Below are 21,327 nucleotides of genomic sequence, written 5' to 3'. Positions count from 1 at the left end.
AAAACATATTTTTTATAACCATAGAACATCATCATTCTCAGAAGTACAGGGGTTTTCAGGGGGCAACCACGCGCTCGTCATGCGGTTGCTCCCCCGGGTACATGACGCAAAAAAGCCACCCGAAGGTGGCTTGTCCCCATCGATGGCCCGGCCCTGGTCAGCCGCCGCTCCAGTTGACCAGGCCCGTGAAGGCCGTGACCAGCACGATGATGCCGAAGGCGATGCGGTACCAGGCAAACGGCACGAAGCTGTTGGTGGAGATGTAGCGCAGCAGCCAGCGCACGCACAGCCAGGCGCTGATGAAGGAGAACACCAGGCCCACGGCGAACATGGGGATGTCGTCCACCGACAGCAGGGCGCGCTCCTTGTAGAGGCTGTAGACGCCGGCGCCGATCAGCGTGGGAATGGCCAGGAAGAACGAAAAGTCGGTCGCCGCCTTGCGCGACAGGCCCATGAGCATGCCGCCGATGATGGTGGCGCCGCTGCGGCTGGTGCCGGGGATCATGGCCAGGCACTGCACCAGGCCGACCTTGAGGGCATCGAGCGGCGTCATCTCGTCCACGGTCTGCACGCGCATGGCCGAGGCGGGCCGGCGCTCGGCCCACAGGATGACGAAGCCGCCCAGGATGAAGGTGGTGGCCACCACGGTGGGCGTGAACAGGTGCGCCTTGATGAACTTGCCGAAGATCAGTGCCAGCACCACGGCCGGCAGGAAGCCGATGATGACGTTCAGCGTGAGCCGCTGCGCCTGGCCGCTGGTGGGCAGGTCGACCACGGTGGAGCGGATCTTCTGCCAGTACACCAGCACCACGGCGAAGATGGCACCGGTCTGGATGGCGATGTCGAAGACCTTGGCCTTGGCATCGTCGAAGCCCAGCAGCGAACCGGCCAGGATGAGGTGGCCGGTGGAGGAGATGGGAAGGAACTCCGTCAGCCCTTCCACGATGCCCATGATGGCGGCCTTGACCAGCAAAAGAATGTCCACGGCAAGCGTCCTGTCGCAATGCAAAAGTGCGCCATTATCTGCGCTGGCCATGGCCTGCCGATGGACGCCTGCCGGCCCGCCGGCGGCAATCGCAAACTTTTACAACGGCCGGCGCGCGACGTTGCTGTGCGCCCGGCGCTGTGCTGCAATGTGGGGGCGCTGGATTTCGGCGCGCCTTCAAAACCATTCCATCATGAAAAAAATCGTTGTTCTGGCAGTTGTCTCCCTGGCCTGCAGCATCGGCATGGCCGCCGGAGACAAGGCCCCTACGGCCCAGCAAAAGCTGATGGGCACCTGCAACACCGAAGCCGCCGGCAAGAAGGGCGACGAGCGCAAGGAGTTCATGAAGTCCTGCCTGTCCGACGGCAAGAAGCGCCAGCAGGAACGCATGAAGACCTGCAATGCCGACGCCACCGGCAAGAAGGGCGACGAGCGCAAGGCGTTCATGAGTGAATGCTTGAAGAAGGACTGAAGCTCCCCCTGAGCGGCTGACGCCGCTTCCCCCTCTCTACCCGCTTCGCGGGGGAGGGGGACGACGCCCTCGCCGCGAGGCGGCTCTTGCTCGGCGTCTCTGGTGTCGGGCCGCGCCAGATTTGGAGGCTGCGCCCTATTTCTGCAGCAAGCCTTCATTGAAGCCACCGTTTTCGGTGGCTTTGCTGTTTGGGCGGATAGTTTTCTGATTCGGCTATCAATGGAGCCGTGTACTACCGACAGCCGTTCAAACTCGCAGGGCTCAAGCGCGGGCAGCCGAGCAAGGGCTGCCCCGCAGTGAGGGCTGCGTCCCCCTCCGCGAAGCGGGAAGGGGGAAGCGGCGCAGCCGCTCAGGGGGTCATCTTCCTGGCCCTTCGCTTGCGCCACCAGATGATGACGCCGGTGATCGACAGGACGGCGACGAGCACGCCGACGAAGGACATGAGCACGCGGCCGGGGGTGCCGAGGATGCGGCCGCTGTGCAGGGGCAGCTGCAGCTGGACGAAGACGTCGGCAGCCGTGCCGTGCCAGGGGCGGTAGGTGCCCAGGACTTCGCCGTTGTCCGAGCTGACATAGATGTTGGACAGGCCCATGCCCATGGCGCCGGTTTCGTCGTGCGGGTCGAAGAAGGAGATGTTGTAGAACGGGAAGTCGCCGCCCCACCAGATGCCGCCTGCGGGCTGGGCGAAGCCCAGGCGCTTGGCCTCGCTCTGGGCGATGGCGATGGCCTGAGCGAACGAGACCTTGGGCACGAGGAGCGTGCCCTGGGGCGCAGGCTTGAGGGTTTCGTAGGGGCCGGGCGTGGTGGTGGAGACGGTGCTCATCACCGGGTAGAAGACTTCGCGGTACAGGTTCAGCGAGAACGAGGTGAAGGCCACGATGACGATGACGGCCCAGACCCACAGGCCGCCCGCACGGTGCAGGTCAAAGTTGAGCTTGTAGGCGCCGCCGCCCCAGCGCACGCGCCATGAGGGCAGCCAGCGCCGCCACCACGATCCCATGGCCGCCGTCAGGCGCGGGGCGCTTTTCCTGAGCTTGACGGGAAAGGTCAGCAGCAGCGCGACAAAGCTGTCGGCCACCCACAGCAGGGCCAGGCTGCCCATGAACCAGTAGCCCCAGCGGTCCGTGCCCCAAAAGCGCGGGGCCAGCAGGCTTTCGTGCAGGTGGCGCAGCCAGGGCATGAGGTTGCGCTGGCTGAGCGCGAAGCTGCGCCCGTTGCGCTGGCCCGTGATGTGGCCGCTGACCGGGTCGACGAAGACCGTGTCATATCCCAGCGCAGGCGCCTGGCCCGTGGCCGGGTCGGGCCGGGGGCGCACCATGAACATGGCGGCTTCGCCCTCGACCAGGCCCAGGGTCATGTAGCTGATCTCGGCGCGCGGCTCGCTGGCCTGCACCACGGCGGCCAGCTCCAGCGGGGTCTTCAGCGGGCCGCGTGCCGGGGTCTCCAGCATGTCGGCGTTGAGCCATTCGTCGATTTCATGGTCCCAGGACAGCACGGCCCCCGTGAGGCCGGCCATGGTGAGGAAGCCGGCCAGCAGCAGGCCGATCCAGCGGTGCACCACCGTCCACAACGCGCGCATGCTTCAGATCGCTCCGGCTCAGAAGTCCACCGATGCGCTCAGCGAGAAGGTGCGCGGCATGGACTGCACCAGGTAGTTGGCGCCCGGGTAGCCGCCCACGGACGACCAGTAGCCCTTGTCGAACAGGTTGTCGATGCGCGCGCGCAGGGTCAGCAGGCGGTTGTTGCCGATGTCCATGAGATAACGCGCGCCGATGTCGGTGCGCGTCCACGAGGCCACTTTCAGCGTGTTGGCGCCGTTGGCGTACTGGCTGGAGGTGTGCATCACGCGCGCATTGAGGGCCAGGCCCGAGACGCCGGGCACATCCCAGTCCACGCCCAGGTTGAGCAGGCGCTTGGGCACGCCGATGGCGTAGTTGCCGATGGTGGCGGCATCGGCGGCCTCGCGGATCTTGGCCTCGCTGAAGGTCACGCCGCCCAGCACGCGCAGGCCCTTGACGGGTTCGCCGAAGACCGTGGCCTCCAGGCCGCTGTTGCGCTGCTTGCCGTACTGGCCGAAGACCTGGTTGGCCACATAGGCCGAAGGCATGTCCGTGGTGTACAGCGCCACCGTGGCGCCCAGTTGCCGGCCCTGCCACTTGAAGCCGATTTCCTTCTGGCGCGACTTGTAGGGCGCGAACACCTGGCCACCGTTGGACACCGGCAGGTCGTTGGCCGTCTGCGGCGCCACGGCGCCCTTGGTCAGGCCTTCGATGTAGTTGGCGTAGACCGAGGTGTTCTCGCTGGTCTTGAACACCAGGCCCAGCATGGGCGTGGTGGCCGACTTCTTGTAGTTGTCGGTCTGCGCGCCCGTGTTGTAGTCGTAGCTGCTTTGCTCGATGCTCTGGCGGCGCACGCCCACGGTCAGGCGCAGGCGCTCGTCCAGCATCGTCAGCGTGTCGCCGATGGCAAAGCTGTTGAGCCGGGTTTCACCCACGCGCGTGGGATCGGCCAGGTTGCCGCCGAACAGCGTCATCGCCGGGCGCGCGCTGCTCCAGGGGTTGTAGATGTTGTTGACCACGCCAAAGCCCATGCCCCAGGCATTGCGCTCGGTGGCCGAGTAGGTGCTGGCCGTGGCCACCAGCTCATGGCCCACGCTGCCCGTGGCCAGGCGCGTGCGGATGCCGACCTCGCCCGTGCCCACGCTGTCCTTGCGCTTGTTGTCGAAGCGCGTGCCCGTGGTGTCGCCGGCCGCATTGCTCACGGTCACGCCGCTCAGGGAGTTGTCCTCCTTGCCGCGGCGCAGGCCGCCCGCAGCCCAGGCCGTGGTGGTGTCGTTGATGTCCCATTCGGCGCGCAGCGTGGCGAACAGGTCGCGCTCGGTGGAGTACGACCAGTTCTGGCCGTAGTTGGTCTTGTTGTCGGGCACGGCCGGGATGAAGTTGCCGGGCGTCACGCTGGGGCGGCCGCCGTTGTAGCTGTTGCGCTGGTAGCCCACGTCGCCCGACAGGCGCACGTTGCGGCTGCGCCAGTCCAGGCCCAGGCCCAGGGCGGTGAGCGAGCGGTCTTCGCCATCCACGCCCGTGCCGCCGTCGCGGCGCACGGCGTTCAGGCGGATGCCGGTGCTCCGGTCAGGGCCGAAGCGGCGCGAGATGTCGGTGGAGACAAAGGCCTGGCCGCCCGTCTGTATGCCGGCGCCCACGCGCGTCAGTGCATCGTTGCCGGCGCGCTTGGGCAGCAGGCTGATGGTGCCGCCAATGCCGCTGCCGCCGGGTGCTGCGCCATTGAGGAAGGCATTGGCGCCGCGCAGCACCTCCACACGCTCGAAGAACTCCGAGGCGATGTACTGGCGCGGCAGCAGGCCGTACAGGCCGTTGTAGGCGATGTCGTCCGAATAGACCGGGAAGCCGCGCAGCACATACAGCTCCTGGAAGTTGCCGAAGCCGCGCGCCTGGCGCACGCCCGGGTCGTTGAGCAGCACGTCGCCCACGCTCTTGGACTGGGTGTCCTCGATCAGTTGCTGGGTGTAGCTGGTGGTGGAGAACGAGGAGTTCTTCCAGTCCAGCGTGCCCAGCACGCCGTTGCGCGCCCCCGTGGCCACCTGGCCGCCTGCGAAGGGCTTGGACAGGCCCTGGGCCGATGCGTCGGCGCTGGCCTCCACCGTCACGGCCTCCAGCACGGTATCACCGCCCCGGGTCTGGGCAATCAGCGCCTGATGGCTGCACAGGCAAAGAACGGCCAGGGATATGGGGCGAATGGAAGGCATGAGGATGGGATTGAGAATGATTTGCAGAACCCGTTAGCTTACCAACCACCTGGGCACGCAACTATGAGTTTTCTCAATCTGTTGCATCGAAGCAATCCTGGGGGTGATTGGTTTCAAAGGCCCTGATCGATAGTCCGTGCGCACTCACCCCGGCCTCCACCCTGCGGACTGCATCCTCCAGATGCCGTGGACGTGCCTGCCGTTCGCGGCGCCAGGATGCAGCTGGCACCCTGCCCTCGTCCGTCCGTCGCATGGCGCTGGCCCCGGCGGCGCCCGGCAGCGACAGTCCTGTCCCATACAGGCCCGCCAACCCGGGCCGCACGCCAGGACACCGCCATGCAAATGACACCGCTGATCGCCATCCACATGAGCGCCGCCCTCGCCGCCACGGCCACGGGCGCCATCGCCCTGCTGGCACGCCGCCAGGCCGCCGCCCATCCCCGCCTGCACCGCGCGGCCGGCCATGCCTTCGTCACGCTCATGGTCTGCGCGGCGGTGTCCGCCTGCTTCATCCGCGACTACCGCCTGCCCAACTGGGGCGGCTACACGCCCGTCCACCTGCTGGTGCCGCTGACCTTTGCCGGCCTGGGCCGGTCGTTCTGGCACCTGTACCACGGCAACATCGCCGGCCACCGCAAGATCATGCGCAGCGTCTACATCGGCGCCTGCGTCGTGGCGGGCCTGTTCACCCTGCTGCCCGGCCGCTACCTGGGCGACCTGCTGTGGCAGCAGCTGGGCCTGGCCTGAAGCCGCTTTCCTTCCCCCTGACGGAGAACTCCCCATGCGCACCCTTGATCCCCTTGATCCCCTCGATCCCTCTGCCCGCCACGACGACGATGCCCTGGAGCGCATGGCGCGCCGCCGCGCAGGCGCCAAGCTGGGCTGGATGATCCACGCCAGCGTCTATGTGCTGGTCAACCTCGGGCTGGCGGCGCTGTCGCTGTCCCAGGGCAGGCACTGGGCCATCTTCCCGGCCCTGGGCTGGGGCCTGGGACTGGCCATCCACGGGGCCGTGGTCTGGCTGGCACTGCCGGGCAACGGCTGGCACGGGCGCATGGTGGAGCGCGAGCGGCAGGCGCTGCAGTCACGCCAGGGCCGCGCCCGCTGAAACACGCCATGGGACTACCATTGCCCTCCATGCCCGACCTCGTATCCAACGCCACACGCCAGCCGGCCGCCCCTGGCCACATCGTGGAACGGACCACGCTGCTGCGCCACGGCATCGCGACGACCTCGGCCTGCGCCCTGATTGCCGCCGCATTCAGCCTGAGCAACCACGGCCGCTGGGACGTGAACCTCATCTACTCGCTGTCGATCGGCCTGACCAGCTGGCTCACCATCGAACTGGGCCGCTGGCGCCTGACGCGGGGCCAGGACATTCCCTGGCCCGGCGGCTGGCGCGGCGCCGCGCTGGTGGTGGCCGGCATCGTGACGGGGTTCGTGATCGGGTCGCTGATCGGCACGGCCTACAGGCAGTGGGCCGATCCCGACGCCAGCACGGCCCTGATGCACCGGCTGTGGATACCGCTGGCCGTCACCATCGTCGCCAGCACGGTGATGTCGCTGGCCTTCTTCCTGCTGGGCTACTCGCGCCACCTGCAGATGCAGGCCGAGCAGGCCCGCCGCCAGGCGGCCGAGGCGCGACTGACCCTGCTGCAGGCCCAGCTGGAGCCGCACATGCTGTTCAACACCCTGGCCAACCTGCGCGTGCTGGTGGCCAGCGACCCGCAGCGCGCCCAGGCCATGCTGGACCATCTGATCGCCTACCTGCGCGCCACGCTGGGCGGCTCGCGCAGCACCGAGCATGCGCTGGCCGAGGAATTCGCGCGCCTGCGCGACTATCTGGCGTTGATGTCCATCCGCATGGGCCCGCGCCTGCAGTACACGCTGGACCTGCCCGAGGACCTGGCCCAGGTGCCCGTGCCGCCGTTGCTGCTGCAGCCCCTGGTGGAAAACTGCATACGCCACGGACTGGAGCCCAAGCTGGAAGGCGGGCATATCGCCGTGCGTGCGCGCCGCATGGACGGCGGCCCGTTGGAGCTGACCGTGGCCGACAACGGCATGGGCCTGGACACCGGTGCGCCCGCCCTGCCCGGCAGCCGCTTCGGCACGGCCCAGCTGCGCGAGCGCCTGGCCAGCCGCTATGGCGACGCCGCGCACTTCGAACTGGCCGCCCTGCCCGAAGGCGGCACTCTGGCCAGAATCACCCTCAAATGCACCCCCTGAGTCGCTTCGCGCCTTCCCCCGTGTGCACGGCGCCCTCTCTCGCTTCGCGGGAGGGGAACGACACCCTCGGTGCGGGGCGGCCCTTCCTCGGTGCCCCTGAGTTGGGCCGCGCCAGTTTCATACGCTGTCGGCCATGCGCAAGTGAAATAGAAGACTGAAATGACCCACTCCCCCCGCGCCCTGATCGCCGAAGACGAACCCCTGCTGGCCGAGGACCTGCGCCAGGCCCTGGCCCGCGCCTGGCCCGAGCTGCAGATTGCCGCCATGGTGGGCGACGGCCTGAGTGCCGCCCGGCAGGCGCTGGCGCTGCAGCCCGATGTGCTGTTCTTCGACATCCGCATGCCGGGCCAGAGCGGCCTGGAGGCCGCTGCCGAACTGGCCGACGCCTGGCCCGAGGCGCAGCCGTTTCCCATCCTGGTCTTCGTGACCGCCTATGACCAGTACGCCATGGACGCCTTCGAGGCCCAGGCCGTGGACTACCTGCTCAAGCCCGTGCAGCCCGAGCGGCTGGCGCGCAGCGTGCAGCGCCTGCGCGAGCTGCTGGCCCAGCGCACGGCGGCCCCGGCCGGCGCTGCGCTGGCGCAGGCGCTGGAGCAATTGCGGCACCTGGCCGGTGCCACGGCCCCCGCCGCCACCGCTACCGAGCCGCCGCTGCAGATGATCCAGGCCGGCGTGGGCACGCAGATCCAGATGGTGCCCGTGCACGACGTCGTCTACTTCGAGGCCGCCGACAAGTACGTGCGCGTGCTCACGGCCTCGCATGAGTACCTGGTGCGCACGCCGCTCAAGGAACTGCTGCCCCGGCTGGACGCCGAGGATTTCTGGCAGGTGCACCGTGGCACCGTGGTGCGCGCAGCCGCCATTGCCAGCGCCCAGCGCGACGAGGCCGGCCGGCTGTGGCTGCAGCTGCGCGAGCGAGCGGAGAAACTGGCCGTCAGCCGCCTCTACGCGCAGCGGTTCAAGGCGATGTAGGCGGCGATGTAGGTGGCGATGTAGACGCCGGCTCCGTCAGCGCAGCGGCGGCTGATCGGGCAGGTCCAGCACGTCGTCCCAGGCCACGCCCTGCATCTCGTCCCAGTGCGCGACGATCACGCAGCGCGGCCCGTGCCCGGCCACGGGCGCAGATTGCTGGCCGGCCCGGTTCAGCCCCGCCAGCGTGCGCTGCACATGGTCCATCGATCCCCGGTCCAGCGCGGCCAGCGGCTCGTCGATCAGCAGCAGCGGCACGCCGCTGGACCAGCCCGCCGCCATCCACAGCTTGCGCAGGCTGCCCGTGGACAGGGCCAGCAGGGGCTTGTGCAGATGGGGCTCCAGGCCCAGGCCGTCGGCATGGGCCTGCCATGCCGCCTCGCTCCAGGCCGGGTGCAACCGCCGCTGGTCTTGCACCCATTCCTGCGCGGGCCGGGCGCGCTCGGCATTGGACAGCTCGGCGCGCGGGTCGCGCCAGAACAATGCAGGGCGCTGCGACGGGTCCGGCTGCTGCGGATATACCAGGCGCCCGCCCTGCAAGGGCAAATGGCCGGCCAGCGCCTGCAGCAGGCTGGTCTTGCCGCAGCCCTCGCCGCCGCGCACCAGGCACAGGCCCACGGGCCAGTCGTGCGAGGCGCCATCCCACAGCAGAAGACCCGGCTGCCCGAAGCGCAGGGCCTGCGCGCTCACCATCGGCGGCGCCATCGATTGCTGTGCGGTGTCCATCTGAATGTCTTTCCGGTTCTGCGATGCGGGCGATTGTGCACGCGGCACAATGCCGGGCTTTCCCTTTTCCAACCACGCACTACGCATGCGGACCGCCACCATGACCCTCGACTACCTGGATTTCGACTACAGCGAAGACGACGAAGGCACGGGCTGCTGGGACGCCATGGCCAGCGTGCCCGCCGCGCGCGTGCCGGCCCTGGCGGCCGAGGTGGAGCAATTGCTGGCCTGGGCGCACCGCCGCTTCAAGGGCCGGCGCGGCCCCATCGAGGAAGGCGGCGACTGGGACTACGAGCTGCAGGCCCAGGACGACGGCGGCCAGCCGTTGGCCTGGCGCTTTGACGCAGCCACGGCGCGCCTGCAATCCGTGGCGGCCGGAGATGGCCGCACCACGGTGAACCTGTCGATCAGCGGCTGCGCGGCCTTCGGCGAAGCATTGCGCCAAGCCTTCGAGCTGCAGGACTGAACATCAGCGCGCGACAGCCTGCGGCCCCTGCACGGAGGCCGGCCCCAGCGGCTCCCAGCGCCCGGCCACGTTCTTGAGCAAGGTGTTGACGGCGGCCAGCCGCCGGTTGCGCACATCGATCAGGCTGCGCCGCGCCGACAGCACCGTGGTCTGGGCGCTGAGCACATTCAGATAGGCCACCGTACCCGCGCGGTACTGGTTGTTGACGACATCCAGCGCCTTCTGCGCGGCGGCCACGGCCTCGATCTGCACCTGCTGCTCGCGCGCCAGGGCGGATGCGGTGACCAGGTTGTCCTCCACCTCCTGCAACGCCGTCAGCACGGTCTGGCGGTAGGTGGCGGCGGCCAGGTCCAGCGAGGCACGCGCCGACTCCACGGCCGCCGTGCGCGCGCCGCCGTCGAACAGCGCCAGCGCCAGCGACGGGCCCAGCGACCAGAACAGGTTGGGCGCACTCACCAGGTTGGACAGCGATGCACCCCGGTAGCCGGCCGTGGCCGACAGCGTGAGCGCCGGGAAGAAGGCCGCGCGCGCCACGCCCACCTGGGCATTGGCGGCGGCCACGCGGCGTTCGGCCGCCGCAATGTCGGGGCGCTGCTCCAGCAGTTGGGACGAGAGCATGGCCGGCACCTCGGGCGGCGGCGGCAGCTCGGCGCCGGCCTCCAGGCTGAAGGCGGCCGGCGGCAGGCCCAGCAGCGCGGCCAGGGCGTGCTCCAGCTGGGCGCGGCTGGTCTGTGCCTCGATGAGCTGGGCCTGGGTGCTTTTGTACTGCGCCTCGGCCTGGGCCACGTCGGCCGACGAGGCCACGCCCGCGCGGTAGCGGTTGTTGGTGAGCTTCAGGCTTTGCTCGTAGCCCTGCAGTGTTTCCTGCAGCAGCCGCACGCTGGCATCGGCCGCGCGCAGCGAGAAATAGGTCTGCGTGATCGATGCCTGGGCCGACAGGCGCGCGGCGGCCAGGTCGTCGCTGCTGGCCTGGGCGCTGGCCTGGCTGGCGCTGACCGTGCCCGACACGCGGCCCCACAGGTCCAGTTCCCAGCTGGCGTTCAGGCCCAGCGAGTAGTTGGTCGAGATGTTGCCGCTACTGCCGGTGTTGCCGGTGTTGCCGCCCGTGCCTGATGCACCGGAGGCCCCGCCGCTGCGCGAGCGCGTGGCGCCGGCCGTGCTGCCCAGCGTGGGGAACAGCCCGGCCTGGCTGCTGGCCACGGCCGCCTGCGCGGCACGCAGGCGCGCGGCGGCCTGGGCAATGCTCTGGTTGCCGGTGGCGGCCTGCTGCTGCAGGCGGTTGAGCTGCTCGTCGCCGAACAGCTCCCACCAGTTGTCGGGCAGCACTTGCGCGCGCGACGGATCTGCGGGCCGCCAGATGCCGGCCTCGGCCGCCTCGGGCGTGGCTTCCTTGAACTGGGCCGGCACCTCGAGTGCGGGGCGCTGGTAGGCGCTCTGCGTGGAGCAGCCGGCCAGCAGCGCGGCGGCCAGCCAGATCGCCGGGGAGTGAAGTGTCTTGAACTGCATCAGCTTGGGCTTTCGGATTCGGTTCACTGGGGTGATGCGGCTGGCACAGGGGTGCCGCGGTCCTTGCCCTGCACGCGGCCACGCAGGCCCATGACACGCTGGCGCAGCCTGTCCAGCAGCACATAGACCACGGGCGTGGTGTAGAGCGTGAGCAGCTGGCTCAGCATCAGGCCGCCCACGATGGCAATGCCCAGCGGCTGGCGCAGCTCGGCGCCATCGCCCCGGCCCAGGGCCAGCGGCAGCGCGCCGCAGATGGCCGCCAGGCTGGTCATGAGGATGGGGCGCAGCCGCAGCTCGCAGGCGCGGTAGATGGCCTGGGCGGCCGTGGCGTGGCCGGCGCGCTGCCGCTCCAGCGCGAAGTCGATCATCATGATGGCGTTCTTTTTGACGATGCCGATCAGCAATATCACCCCGATCAGCGCGATCAGCGAGAACTCCGTCTTGAACAGCATCAGCGCCATCAGCGCGCCCACGCCCGCCGAGGGCAGCGTGGACAGGATGGTCAGCGGATGCACCAGGCTCTCATAGAGCACGCCCAGCACCAGGTAGATGGTGATGATGGCCGCCAGGATCAGCAGCGGCTGCCCCGACAGCGCCTGCTGGAAGGCCCCGGCCGTGCCGCTGAAGCTGCCGCGCACCGACACGGGCACGCCCAGCTCGGCCACGGCCGCGCGGATGGCGTCGCTGGCATCCGACAGCGCCACGCCCTCGGCCAGGCTGAAGCTGATGGTGCTGGCCGGCGTGCCCCGGTCGTGGTTCACGGACAGCGGCGTGTTGGTGGTGGTGATGCGCGCAAACGAGGTCAGCGGCACCTGCTCGCCCTGGTTGTTCACGAAGAAGAAGCCGCGCAGCGTCTCGGGGCTTTGCAGGTAGCGGGGCGCGGCCTCCATCACCACGCGGTACTGGTTGAGCGGGTTGTAGATCACGCCCACCTGGCGCTGGCCGAAGGCGTTGTTGAGCGTGCCGTCGATCTGCGACACCGTCAGCCCCAGGCGCGTGGCCGCGTCGCGGTCGATCACCAGCGAGGTCTGCAGGCCGAAGTCGGAGACATCGCTGTTCACGTCCGTGAGCTGGGGCAGTTGCGACAGCACCTGGCGGATGCGCGGCTCCCAGGTGCGCAGGTCCTGGATGTCGTCGGCCTGCAGCGTGTAGTCATACGAGCCCGAGCTTTGCCGCCCGCCGATGCGGATATCGCTTTGCGTGACCATGAACAGCCGCGCGCCGGGCTCGTTCTTGAGCTTGTCGCGCAGGCGGTTGATCACCTCGTCGGACGATACCTTGCGCTCGGCCAGCGGCTTGAGCGACATGAACATGTTGGCCGCATTGCGCTGGCCACCGCCCGTGAAGCCTGTCACGTACTCCACGGCCGGGTCTTCCTGCACGATGGACAGGAAGCGCTTGAGCCGCTGCTCCATGGCCTGGTAGGAGGTGGACTGGTCGGCGCGGATGAAGCCCATCACGCGGCCCGTGTCCTGGCTGGGCATGAAGCCCTTGTCGATGGCCATGTACAGGTGCACGTTCAGCGCCACCACGCCGGCCAGCACCAGCAGCACCAGCGGCTGGTGGCGCAGGCACCAGGCCAGGCTTGCGCGATAGCCGGACATGGCACGCCGCTCGACCCGGCCCACCCAGGCGCCGAAGCGGTCCCAGGCGCGCTGCAGGCCGTTGCGCGGCCGGCCCGGCTGAGCGACACGCTGCGGGCGCAGCAGCGCCGCGCACATCATGGGCGTGGTGGTCAGTGACACCACCATCGAGATCAGAATGGCCGCCGACATCACCACCGCGAACTCGCGGAAGAACCGCCCCACGATGCCGCCCATGAACAGAATGGGCACGAACACCGCGATCAGCGACAGGCTCATGGACACCACGGTGAACCCGATCTCGCGCGCCCCGTCCAGCGCCGCGCGCAGCGCGGTCTTGCCGCGCTCCATGTGGCGCATCACGTTCTCCAGCACCACGATGGCATCGTCCACCACAAAGCCCGTGGCCACGGTCAGCGCCATCAGCGACAGGTTGTCCAGCGTATAGCCGGCCAGGTACATCACGCCGAACGTGCCCGCCAGCGACACCGGCACGGCCACGGCCGGAATCAGCGTGGCCCGGCCATTGCGCAGGAACAGGAACACCACCAGGATCACCAGCGCCACGGCGATCAGCAGCGCCCGCTCCACCTCCACCACCGAGGCACGCAGCGTGGGCGTGCGGTCGGACACGATGGTCAGATCGATGGCCTCGGGGATGGACGCCTTGAGCTGCGGCAGCAAAGAGCGCACGCGTGCCACGGCCTCCAGGATATTGGCATCGGGCTGCTTGAAGATCTGCAGCAGGATGGCGGGCTTGCCATTGGCCACGCCGTAGTTGCGCACGTCCTGCACCGAATCCGTGACATCGGCCACGTCCTGCAGCCGGATCGCATTGCCATTGCTCCAGCGCAGCACCAGCGGCGCATAGTCGGCCGCCACGCGCGCCTGGTCATTGGCGGTCACCTGCCAGTAATGGTCCTCGCGCTCCACCGCGCCCAGCGGCCGGTTGGCATTCGTGGCCGAAATGGCGGTACGCACCTGGTCCAGCGACACGCCATTGGCCGCCAGCTTCACCGGGTCCAGCTCCACGCGCACGGCAGGCAGCGCCCCGCCGCTGATGGACGCCTGGCCCACGCCCTCCACCTGCGAGAGCTTCTGCGCCAGCACGGTGGACGCCGCGTCATACATCTGCCCGCGCGTCAGCGCGCTGGACGTGAGTGCCAGGATCATGATCGGCGCATCGGCCGGATTCACCTTGCGATACGTAGGATTGCCCGGCATGCCCGAAGGCAGCAGCGTGCGCGCTGCATTGATGGCGGCCTGCACATCGCGCGCCGCGCTGTCCACCGTGCGCGACAGATCGAACTGCAGCGTGATGCGTGTACTGCCCAGGCTGGAGCTGGACGTGATCTCATTGACCCCCGCAATCGCCCCCAGCGCCCGCTCCAGCGGCGTCGCCACCGTCGCCGCCATCGTGTCGGGGCTTGCACCCGGCAGGCTGGCCGACACCGAAATCGTCGGATAGTCCACCTGCGGCAGCGGCGCCACCGGCAGCAGGAAATACGACACCGCCCCCGCCAGCGCCAGGCCGAGGGTCATCAGCATGGTGGCAATGGGCCGGAAGATGAACGGCGCCGAGAGATTGGAAAGCTGGCTCATGACCAAGCCCCAAAAACCCCAGGCCGAGCGAAGCGATGGCCCGAGCAAACTCCCCTTGTGCCCGCGCCTGCGTCGTGGTGCTTGCGGGGTTGCAGTCCTGCCGAAGGACAGGACTGCTTCGTCATCTGGCTCGCCGTGATTGTCTGAACGCAGCGCGCCAGCGCGAAGTGAGTTTCACGGCGAACCCCGCAAGCGCCACGACGCAGGTGGCCCCGCAGCGAAGCGAAGGGGTCGCGGGCAGTGGGGCGCGCTTCTTTGCCTACTTTCTTGTCGCGCGACAAGAAAGTAGGTCGGCCGCCGGGCCGAACCCCGGCCAGCGGCGCCAGCCAAAAGCGCAGATCAAGCTCAAGCATGGGCCTGCTCCGAAGAAGCACCCCGACGATCCCGCCACCTCTGCGCCCACCCTTCAAAAGTCAGATAAATCACAGGCGTAGTGAACAGAGTCAACAACTGACTCACCAGCAAGCCCCCCACCAACGTCACCCCCAACGGATGCCGCAACTCACTGCCCACCCCCGTCCCCAGCATCAACGGCAAGGCCCCCAGCAAAGCAGCCAAGGTCGTCATCAGGATAGGCCGGAACCGCAGCAGGCAGGCCTGGTAGATGGCCTCGCGCGGCGTGTGCCCCTCCTCGCGCTGCGCCTCCAGCGCGAAGTCGATCATCATGATCGCGTTCTTCTTGACGATGCCGATCAGCAGCACGATGCCGATGATGGCGATGATGTCCAGGTCCAGCCCCGCCAGCAGCAGGGCCAGCAGCGCGCCCACGCCGGCCGAGGGCAGCGTGGACAGGATGGTCACCGGGTGGATGGTGCTCTCATAGAGCACGCCCAGCACGATGTACATGGTGATCACCGCCGCCAGCACCAGCAGCAGCGTGTTGGACAGCGAGGCCTGGAAGGCCAGGGCCGCGCCCTGGAAGGCAGCGTCCACCGACAGCGGCATATGGCCCTCCGTGCGCAGCTGGGCCATCAGGTCCTGCACGGCCTTGACGGCATGGCCCAGCGACACGCCGGGCGCAGTGTTGAACGAGATGGTGGCGGCGGGCAGCTGGCCCACATGGTTCACGGCCAGGGCCATGGGCCGCTCGCTGACCGTGGCCACCGAGGACAGCGGCACGGGCGCGCCCGCGCTGGAGGCCACGTAGATGGACTGCAGCGCCTCGGGCCCGACCTTGAACTGCGGCGCCACCTCCAGCACCACGCGGTACTGGTTGGACTGCGTGAAGATGGTGGAGATCAGCCGCTGGCCGAAGGCGTTGTACAGCGCCGTGTCGATGGCCGAGACCGTCACGCCCAGCCGGCTGGCCTGGGCCCGGTCGATCTGCACGAAGGCCTGCAGGCCCTGGTCCTGCAGGTCGCTGCCCACGTCCACCAGCTCGGGCAGGTCGTGCATGCGCTCGACCAGGGCCTGGGTGCTCTTGGCCAGCTGCGCCATGTCGGGCGAGGACATCAGCAGCTGGTACTGGGTGCGCGCCACGCGGTCCTCGATGGTCAGGTCCTGCACGGGCTGGGCGTACAGGCGAATGCCCGGGATCTGCAGCGCATCGTCGGACAGGCGGCGCAGCACGGCGGGCACGCCATCGCGCTGGCCATGGGGCTTGAGGTCGATCAGCAGCCGGCCCGTGTTCAGCGTGGTGTTGCTGCCATCGACGCCGATGAAGGACGAGATGCTCTGCACGGCCGGGTCCTTGAGCAGCAGCTCGGCCAGGGCCTGCTGGCGCTCGGCCATGGCGGCAAAGGAGATGGACTGGTCGGCCTCGGTCGTGGCCTGGATGGTGCCCGTGTCCTGGTCCGGGAAGAAGCCCTTGGGCACGGCAAAGTACAGCAGCACGGTCACGGCCAGCGTGGCCAGGAAGACGATCCATGTCAGGCCCCGGCGGTCCAGCACCCAGGTGAGGATGCGGCCGTAGCCGGCGATGGTGCGGTCGAAGAAACGGCCCGTGGCGTGGTACAGGCGGCCATGCTTTTCCTCCTCGGCCCCTTCGGGCTGGTGGCGCAGCAGCCGCGCGCACAGCATGGGCGTGAGCGTCAGCGAGACCACGGCCGAGATCAGGATGGCCACCGCCATGGTGATGGCGAACTCGTGGAACAGCCGCCCCACCACGTCGCCCATGAACAGCAGCGGGATCAGCACGGCGATCAGCGAAATCGTCAGCGAGATGATGGTGAAGCCGATCTGCCTGGCGCCCTTGAGCGCGGCCTGCATGGGCGGCTCGCCCTTTTCCACGAAGCGCGCGATGTTCTCGATCATCACGATGGCATCGTCCACCACGAAGCCGGTGGAGATCGTCAGCGCCATCAGCGTGAGGTTGTTGATGGAAAAACCGGCCAGGTACATCACGCCGAAGGTGCCGATCAGCGACAGCGGCACGGCAAAGCTCGGTATCAGCGTGGCCGAGGCGCTGCGCAGGAAGACGAAGATCACCGCCACCACCAGGGCGATGGCCAGCATCAGCTCCAGCTGCATGTCGTTGACCGAGGCGCGGATGGTCACCGTGCGGTCGGTCAGCACCTGCACGTCCAGCGAGGCCGGCAGTGTCTCCTTGAGCTGGGGCAGCAGCGCCTTGATGCGATCCACCGTCTCGATCACGTTGGCGCCGGGCTGGCGCCGGATGTTGAGGATCACGCCCGCGCGCGAGCCACCCTCGGGCGTGCCGGCCCAGGCGGCCAGGCGCGTGTTCTCGGCATCGTCCACGGTCTGGGCGATGTCGGACAGGCGCACGGGCAGGCCGTTCTTGAAGGCGATGATGAGGTTGCGGTACTCGGCCGCCGACTGCAGCTGGTCGTTGGCATCGATGGTGGAGGCGCGCGCCGGCCCGTCGAAGCCGCCCTTGGCCTGCTTGACGTTGGCGGCGGCGATGGCGGTGCGCACATCGTCCAGCGTCATGCCCAGGCCGGCCAGCGCCGTCGGGTTGGCCTGGATGCGCACGGCAGGCCGGCGCCCGCCCGCAATCGCCACCAGCCCCACGCCGTTGACCTGCGAGAGCTTGGGCGCCAGGCGGTTTTCCACCAGGTCATTGACGCGGATTACCGGCAGCGAGGGCGAGGTGATGGCCAGCGTGAGGATGGGCGCATCCGCCGGATTGACCTTGCTGTACAGCGGGGGCATGGGCAGGTCGCTGGGCAGCAGGTTGGCACCCGCGTTGATGGCGGCCTGCACCTGCTGCTCGGCCACGTCCATGGCCATGTCCAGCGCAAAGCGCAGCGTGATCACCGAGGCGCCGCCCGAACTGGTGGACGACATCTGCGACAACCCCGGCATCTGGCCGAGCTGGCGCTCCAGCGGCGCGGTGACGTTGGACGTCATCACGTCGGGGCTGGCGCCCGGGTACAGCGTGGTGACCTGGATGGTGGGGTAGTCCACCTCGGGCAGGGCCGAAATCGGCAGCAGCCGGTAGGCCAGCAGGCCGGCGATCAGCACCGCCACCATCAGCAGCGAGGTGGCGACGGGTCGCAGGATGAAGATGCGGGAAAGATTCATGGGGCCGCCTGGAAGGGCTTGCGGTCTTCAGGTGCCGGGCGCTGCTCAGCGCCCGGCAGGAGCGGGAGCCGCTGGAGCCGCCGGAGCGGCAGGCGCCGGGCCGGGCGATGGCTGGGGCGAGCCCGGTGACGGCGCAGGTGCCTGGGATGCAGGCGCGGAACCTTCGGCGGCCGGTGCGCCGCTGCCGGCGCCATTGCTGCCGCCACTGTTGCCACCGCCATTGCCTCCATTGCGCTGCCCACCGCGCTCGGCGCGCAGCTTCTGCAGGTAGGCCTTGCGCTCATCGGGGTTCATGGTCGCCAGCTTGGCGCGCACATCGGGCGGCAGATTGCGCATGCCGCGCGGCTGGCTGGAGGCGTCCTGCACGGCCTGGTCCACCTTCTGCACCTTGTCGGGCTCGATCACCGTGACCTTGGCGCCTTCGCGCAGGCGGTCAATGCCATCGACCACCACCTGCTCGCCAGGCTTGAGTTCGCCCTTCACGCTCACCCGGTCGCCATCGGTCACGCCCACGGTGATGCGCCGCTGCGTCACCGTGCCATCCTCCTGGACCAGATAGACGTAGTTGTTCTGCACGGCCGTGGTCGGCACGGTCAGCGCCTGCTCCAGCCGGTCCACTTCCAGCCTGACGTTGACGAACTGGTTGGCGAACAGCCGGCCCTCGGCATTGTCGAAGGCGGCCTTGGCCTTGATGGTGCCGGTGGCGATGTCGATGCTGTTGTCCACCGCATTCAGCCGGCCGCGCCCCAGCTGCTGCTTGAGGTCCCGGTCCCACAGCTCCACGGGCAGCTCGCGGCCCTCGGCCAGGCGCCGTGCCAGCGTGCCCACATGCGCCTCGGGCACGGAGAACACCGCATCGATGGGCTTGACCTGCGTGATGGTGACGATGCCGTTGGCATCCGAAGGGTTGACCACATTGCCCCGGTCGGCCTGGCGCAGGCCCAGCCGGCCCGCAATGGGCGCCGTGATGCGCGTGTAGCTCAGTTGCAGCCTGGCCGCATCGGCCTGGGCCTGGTCGGCGGCCACCGTGCCCTGGTACTGGCGCACCAGCGCAGCCTGGGTATCGACCTGCTGGCCGGCAATGGAATCCTGGGCCTGCAGCTCCTTGTAGCGCTGCAGGTCCAGCTGGGCGTTCTTGAGCAGCGCCTGGTCGCGCTGCAGCGTGCCCTGGATCTGGTTGAAGCTGGCCTGGAAGCTGCGCGGATCGATCTCGGCCAGCAGCTGGCCGGCCTTGACCTCGTCGCCTTCCTTGAAATGCAGGCGCAGCAACTCGCCCGACACCTTGGCGCGCACCACGGCCGTGGCGCGCGGGTTCATGGTGCCGATGGCGCTGATCAGCACGCGCATGTCGCGCCGCTCCACCACGCCCACGGACACCGGCTGCGCCTGGGCACCCATGGCGCCAGGTCCACCCGGGCCGCCGGGGCCGCGCCGGCCGCCTCCCGCACGCCCGCCACCCGGGCCGGGCGCACCGGCCGAGGCCTGCTCGCCCTGCGCCGGCGCCCGCTTGTTCCACCACCACAGCCCGCCCCCCGCGACCAGGGCCAATGCCACCACGCCCCACATCAGGGCAGGCCGTATCCGGCCACATTGGCGTACGCCGTGGGCATCTGCAACAAGGGGGCTGCTGGACAGGCGTTTCATGGTCACTGCGGGAAATCGTGGGAGGAAGCCGTGGGCCCGGCCCCGGAACGGGGCACGGCGGCGGATGCGGCTATGGTAGCCAGTCCCATGCTCTCCAAAACGAGGCAGATCGCCGTTTTACGCAGGCATTACCCCCGCTTTACCCCGGCTTTACCCGCCCTGGCCAGAGCGTTTTCGGAAACAGGTCGGCCACCCGTCGGCAGGGCCTCAGACAGGGCACGGCGCTCACAACACTGTTGACCCAGGCACGGCCAATGCAGGGCGCATCAGCACGAAAGTCCATTGAAAACAAGGCATTGCACTCCAACCCGGCGCAGGTCGCGCCTGGCACCCCGTTGGACTGCACCCCGCGCTTGTGGCTACGATGCGCGGCCGCCGGCCTGCAGGCGCAGGCCGCCATCCATCCGTCCCAGGAGAACACCATGACGACTGCCAACCCACGCCTGACCGACCACCCCGAAGAAGCCGCCGTGCGCGTGCCGCTGGAGCTGTACATGCGCGGCCATGCCGAGGACAACAGCGCCCACATGCGCGCCGCCTTCATGCCCACCGCCCGCATCGAAAGCGTGCGCGAAGGCCCGCTGACCTCCTGGGACATCGACACCTACTGCGCCCGCTTCAAGGGCCAGCCCGCCGCCGACGAGGCCACGCGCCGCCGCAGCATCGACGCCATCGACATCGGCGGCACGGCGGCCAGCGCCAAGATCACCCTGGTGCACGGCGCCATCACCTTCATCGACTACTTCGTGCTGCTCAAGACGGAAGCGGGCTGGAAGATTGCCAACAAGGCCTTCCATGCCCAGCCGCACTGACATCACCAGGGCTTGACATGGGCCAGCAGGCCGTAGGTCAGCGCACCAGCCAAGGTCGGCATGGCAATGCCTCCACGCACCAGGCGTGCGAGGCAGATGGCCAGCAAAGCCACGGAGATCACGGCCACCCGCCCCCAGCGGACATCGCTGACCAACAGCCCCCAGGTTGACACCACGAACAGGGCAGCGATGGCGGCGGGCCCGACACCCGCCAGCCACCTCTGCACCTGCGGGGACGCCCGTGAAGAGTGCCCTCTGCGGCGTGCCTGCCACAACGGCAACCAGCGCAGGCCAAAGGTGCCGGCACCGCACAACAGCAAGATCCAGAATGTGTACGACATGGTGATCAGCCCCTATCGGCCGTGGCCGCATGCGCCAGCGCACCGCACAGGATCGCCAGCGCCAGGGCGTGGTAGCCCGGGATGAAGCACACCAGCACCGCAGCGACCACGGCGGCCGTGAGCACCGCACGCCACCAGCGCAGCACACCCGCCTCCAGCAGCAGCGCAAAGAACAATGCGGGCAGAACAAAGGCCAGCGCCTCGCGGACGGCTGCCGGCCACCGATCCACCTCGCCCACCAGCGTCACCCCCATCACCGTGCCGCCCACCCAGGCAGCGTAGGCGCCAAGTTGCAGGCCCAGAAACCAGTGCTCGCGCTCGGCCTCTGGCACGCCCTGCATCTTGCTCATGGCGGTGGCAAACACCTCGTCGGTCAGGCCAAAGGCCAACCAGGGCGTGGCCAGGCGCTGCCGCGGCCCCAGCACCACCTGCAGGGCCGGGCCATACAGCACATGCCGCGCATTCATCAACAGCACCGTGGGCAAAGCGGTCCACAGCCCGGCTCCCGAAGCCAGCAACGAAATCAGCAGGAACTGGCTGGCTCCGGCATAGACCAGCACGGAAGCCATCACGGCAATGGATGGAGCAAGACCCGCCTGAACGGCCGCCACGCCAAAGGAAAAAGCAATCGGCAGATAGCCTGTTGCCACGGAGAGGCTGGCGGTCAGGCCGGCAGCCAGCGGACGAGCGCCGCTCACGCCGCGCCTCCGAACCATTTCCCCACAGGATTGCCGACAATCATGCCGGGC

The 21,327-nt window shown here is 68.7% G+C and carries 17 protein-coding genes; 7 read left to right on the top strand and 10 right to left on the bottom strand.

Annotated features, from left to right (window positions below; all coding sequences use genetic code 11):
* Positions 1 to 157: 157 nt before the first annotated feature.
* Positions 158 to 985, bottom strand: coding sequence for an undecaprenyl-diphosphate phosphatase (locus tag AC5I49_RS25610; protein ID WP_016449688.1), 828 nt, complete (start codon positions 983 to 985; stop codon positions 158 to 160).
* A gap of 193 nt (positions 986 to 1,178) precedes the next feature.
* Here AC5I49_RS25610 and AC5I49_RS25605 point away from each other — a divergent pair, with 193 nt between their 5' ends.
* Positions 1,179 to 1,457 (top strand): PsiF family protein, encoded by a 279-nt coding sequence (locus tag AC5I49_RS25605; protein WP_016454694.1) that lies wholly within the window; start codon positions 1,179 to 1,181, stop codon positions 1,455 to 1,457.
* Between the two features lie 349 nt (positions 1,458 to 1,806).
* Here AC5I49_RS25605 and AC5I49_RS25600 read toward each other — a convergent pair whose 3' ends face one another.
* Entirely contained in the window at positions 1,807 to 3,036 is a 1,230-nt protein-coding gene (locus AC5I49_RS25600; protein ID WP_203399813.1) for a PepSY-associated TM helix domain-containing protein, read from the bottom strand.
* Positions 3,037 to 3,054: 18 nt separating this feature from the next.
* Complete coding sequence (locus AC5I49_RS25595; RefSeq protein ID WP_212646146.1) at positions 3,055 to 5,220, bottom strand: TonB-dependent receptor; 2,166 nt, start codon at positions 5,218 to 5,220, stop codon at positions 3,055 to 3,057.
* Positions 5,221 to 5,556: 336 nt separating this feature from the next.
* Here AC5I49_RS25595 and AC5I49_RS25590 point away from each other — a divergent pair, with 336 nt between their 5' ends.
* The 4 genes from AC5I49_RS25590 (at position 5,557) to AC5I49_RS25575 (ending at position 8,418) form a co-directional block, all read left to right on the top strand.
* Positions 5,557 to 5,967 (top strand): DUF2306 domain-containing protein, encoded by a 411-nt coding sequence (locus AC5I49_RS25590; RefSeq protein ID WP_047219335.1) that lies wholly within the window; start codon positions 5,557 to 5,559, stop codon positions 5,965 to 5,967.
* Between the two features lie 34 nt (positions 5,968 to 6,001).
* On the top strand, positions 6,002 to 6,328 hold the full coding sequence (locus AC5I49_RS25585; protein ID WP_016454690.1) for a 2TM domain-containing protein: 327 nt from the start codon (positions 6,002 to 6,004) through the stop codon (positions 6,326 to 6,328).
* A 29-nt stretch (positions 6,329 to 6,357) separates the two neighbouring features.
* The gene (locus AC5I49_RS25580; RefSeq protein ID WP_495790080.1) at positions 6,358 to 7,446 is read left to right on the top strand and encodes a sensor histidine kinase; all 1,089 of its coding nucleotides are present in this window, start codon (positions 6,358 to 6,360) and stop codon (positions 7,444 to 7,446) included.
* Between the two features lie 159 nt (positions 7,447 to 7,605).
* Complete coding sequence (locus AC5I49_RS25575) at positions 7,606 to 8,418, top strand: LytR/AlgR family response regulator transcription factor (RefSeq protein ID WP_495790079.1); 813 nt, start codon at positions 7,606 to 7,608, stop codon at positions 8,416 to 8,418.
* Positions 8,419 to 8,454: 36 nt separating this feature from the next.
* Here AC5I49_RS25575 and AC5I49_RS25570 read toward each other — a convergent pair whose 3' ends face one another.
* Positions 8,455 to 9,228: an ABC transporter ATP-binding protein gene (locus AC5I49_RS25570; protein ID WP_495790078.1), complete on the bottom strand. Its 774-nt coding sequence runs from the start codon at positions 9,226 to 9,228 to the stop codon at positions 8,455 to 8,457.
* A gap of 13 nt (positions 9,229 to 9,241) precedes the next feature.
* Here AC5I49_RS25570 and AC5I49_RS25565 point away from each other — a divergent pair, with 13 nt between their 5' ends.
* The gene (locus tag AC5I49_RS25565; protein WP_495790077.1) at positions 9,242 to 9,607 is read left to right on the top strand and encodes a hypothetical protein; all 366 of its coding nucleotides are present in this window, start codon (positions 9,242 to 9,244) and stop codon (positions 9,605 to 9,607) included.
* A gap of 3 nt (positions 9,608 to 9,610) precedes the next feature.
* On the opposite strand, the gene AC5I49_RS25560 is transcribed toward AC5I49_RS25565, so the two are convergent.
* The 4 genes from AC5I49_RS25560 to AC5I49_RS25545 all read right to left on the bottom strand — a co-directional run bounded on the left by AC5I49_RS25560 (position 9,611) and on the right by AC5I49_RS25545 (position 19,425).
* Complete coding sequence (locus AC5I49_RS25560) at positions 9,611 to 11,113, bottom strand: efflux transporter outer membrane subunit (RefSeq protein WP_495790091.1); 1,503 nt, start codon at positions 11,111 to 11,113, stop codon at positions 9,611 to 9,613.
* Positions 11,114 to 11,136: 23 nt separating this feature from the next.
* Complete coding sequence (locus AC5I49_RS25555; protein WP_495790076.1) at positions 11,137 to 14,298, bottom strand: multidrug efflux RND transporter permease subunit; 3,162 nt, start codon at positions 14,296 to 14,298, stop codon at positions 11,137 to 11,139.
* A gap of 345 nt (positions 14,299 to 14,643) precedes the next feature.
* On the bottom strand, positions 14,644 to 17,781 hold the full coding sequence (locus AC5I49_RS25550) for an MdtB/MuxB family multidrug efflux RND transporter permease subunit (protein ID WP_070080574.1): 3,138 nt from the start codon (positions 17,779 to 17,781) through the stop codon (positions 14,644 to 14,646).
* A 45-nt stretch (positions 17,782 to 17,826) separates the two neighbouring features.
* Entirely contained in the window at positions 17,827 to 19,425 is a 1,599-nt protein-coding gene (locus tag AC5I49_RS25545) for an efflux RND transporter periplasmic adaptor subunit (protein WP_495790075.1), read from the bottom strand.
* Positions 19,426 to 19,847: 422 nt separating this feature from the next.
* Here AC5I49_RS25545 and AC5I49_RS25540 point away from each other — a divergent pair, with 422 nt between their 5' ends.
* Positions 19,848 to 20,237 (top strand): nuclear transport factor 2 family protein, encoded by a 390-nt coding sequence (locus AC5I49_RS25540; RefSeq protein WP_013803605.1) that lies wholly within the window; start codon positions 19,848 to 19,850, stop codon positions 20,235 to 20,237.
* A gap of 2 nt (positions 20,238 to 20,239) precedes the next feature.
* On the opposite strand, the gene AC5I49_RS25535 is transcribed toward AC5I49_RS25540, so the two are convergent.
* Positions 20,240 to 20,578, bottom strand: a complete 339-nt coding sequence (locus AC5I49_RS25535) for an AzlD domain-containing protein (RefSeq protein ID WP_279493012.1) — start codon at positions 20,576 to 20,578, stop codon at positions 20,240 to 20,242.
* Positions 20,579 to 20,583: 5 nt separating this feature from the next.
* Positions 20,584 to 21,276 carry an AzlC family ABC transporter permease gene (locus AC5I49_RS25530; RefSeq protein WP_279493013.1) on the bottom strand — a complete coding sequence of 231 codons (693 nt, stop codon included), beginning with the start codon at positions 21,274 to 21,276 and terminating at the stop codon, positions 20,584 to 20,586.
* Positions 21,277 to 21,327 lie beyond the last annotated feature (51 nt).

The organism is Delftia sp., assembly GCF_059499305.1.
This window is presented reverse-complemented; position numbering and strand designations above follow the sequence as displayed.

Excerpts from the sequence above, each read along its gene's own strand:
- AC5I49_RS25565 (WP_495790077.1), top strand. The coding sequence starts at position 9,242 with ATGACCCTCGACTACCTGGATTTCGACTACAGCGAAGACGACGAAGGC.
- AC5I49_RS25605 (WP_016454694.1), top strand. The coding sequence starts at position 1,179 with ATGAAAAAAATCGTTGTTCTGGCAGTTGTCTCCCTGGCCTGCAGCATC.
- AC5I49_RS25585 (WP_016454690.1), top strand. The coding sequence starts at position 6,002 with ATGCGCACCCTTGATCCCCTTGATCCCCTCGATCCCTCTGCCCGCCAC.
- AC5I49_RS25560 (WP_495790091.1), bottom strand. The coding sequence starts at position 11,113 with ATGCAGTTCAAGACACTTCACTCCCCGGCGATCTGGCTGGCCGCCGCG.
- AC5I49_RS25575 (WP_495790079.1), top strand. The coding sequence starts at position 7,606 with ATGACCCACTCCCCCCGCGCCCTGATCGCCGAAGACGAACCCCTGCTG.
- AC5I49_RS25550 (WP_070080574.1), bottom strand. The coding sequence starts at position 17,781 with ATGAATCTTTCCCGCATCTTCATCCTGCGACCCGTCGCCACCTCGCTG.
- AC5I49_RS25600 (WP_203399813.1), bottom strand. The coding sequence starts at position 3,036 with ATGCGCGCGTTGTGGACGGTGGTGCACCGCTGGATCGGCCTGCTGCTG.
- AC5I49_RS25545 (WP_495790075.1), bottom strand. The coding sequence starts at position 19,425 with ATGAAACGCCTGTCCAGCAGCCCCCTTGTTGCAGATGCCCACGGCGTA.
- AC5I49_RS25590 (WP_047219335.1), top strand. The coding sequence starts at position 5,557 with ATGCAAATGACACCGCTGATCGCCATCCACATGAGCGCCGCCCTCGCC.
- AC5I49_RS25555 (WP_495790076.1), bottom strand. The coding sequence starts at position 14,298 with ATGAGCCAGCTTTCCAATCTCTCGGCGCCGTTCATCTTCCGGCCCATT.
- AC5I49_RS25570 (WP_495790078.1), bottom strand. The coding sequence starts at position 9,228 with ATGCGTAGTGCGTGGTTGGAAAAGGGAAAGCCCGGCATTGTGCCGCGT.
- AC5I49_RS25595 (WP_212646146.1), bottom strand. The coding sequence starts at position 5,220 with ATGCCTTCCATTCGCCCCATATCCCTGGCCGTTCTTTGCCTGTGCAGC.
- AC5I49_RS25540 (WP_013803605.1), top strand. The coding sequence starts at position 19,848 with ATGACGACTGCCAACCCACGCCTGACCGACCACCCCGAAGAAGCCGCC.
- AC5I49_RS25535 (WP_279493012.1), bottom strand. The coding sequence starts at position 20,578 with ATGTCGTACACATTCTGGATCTTGCTGTTGTGCGGTGCCGGCACCTTT.
- AC5I49_RS25580 (WP_495790080.1), top strand. The coding sequence starts at position 6,358 with ATGCCCGACCTCGTATCCAACGCCACACGCCAGCCGGCCGCCCCTGGC.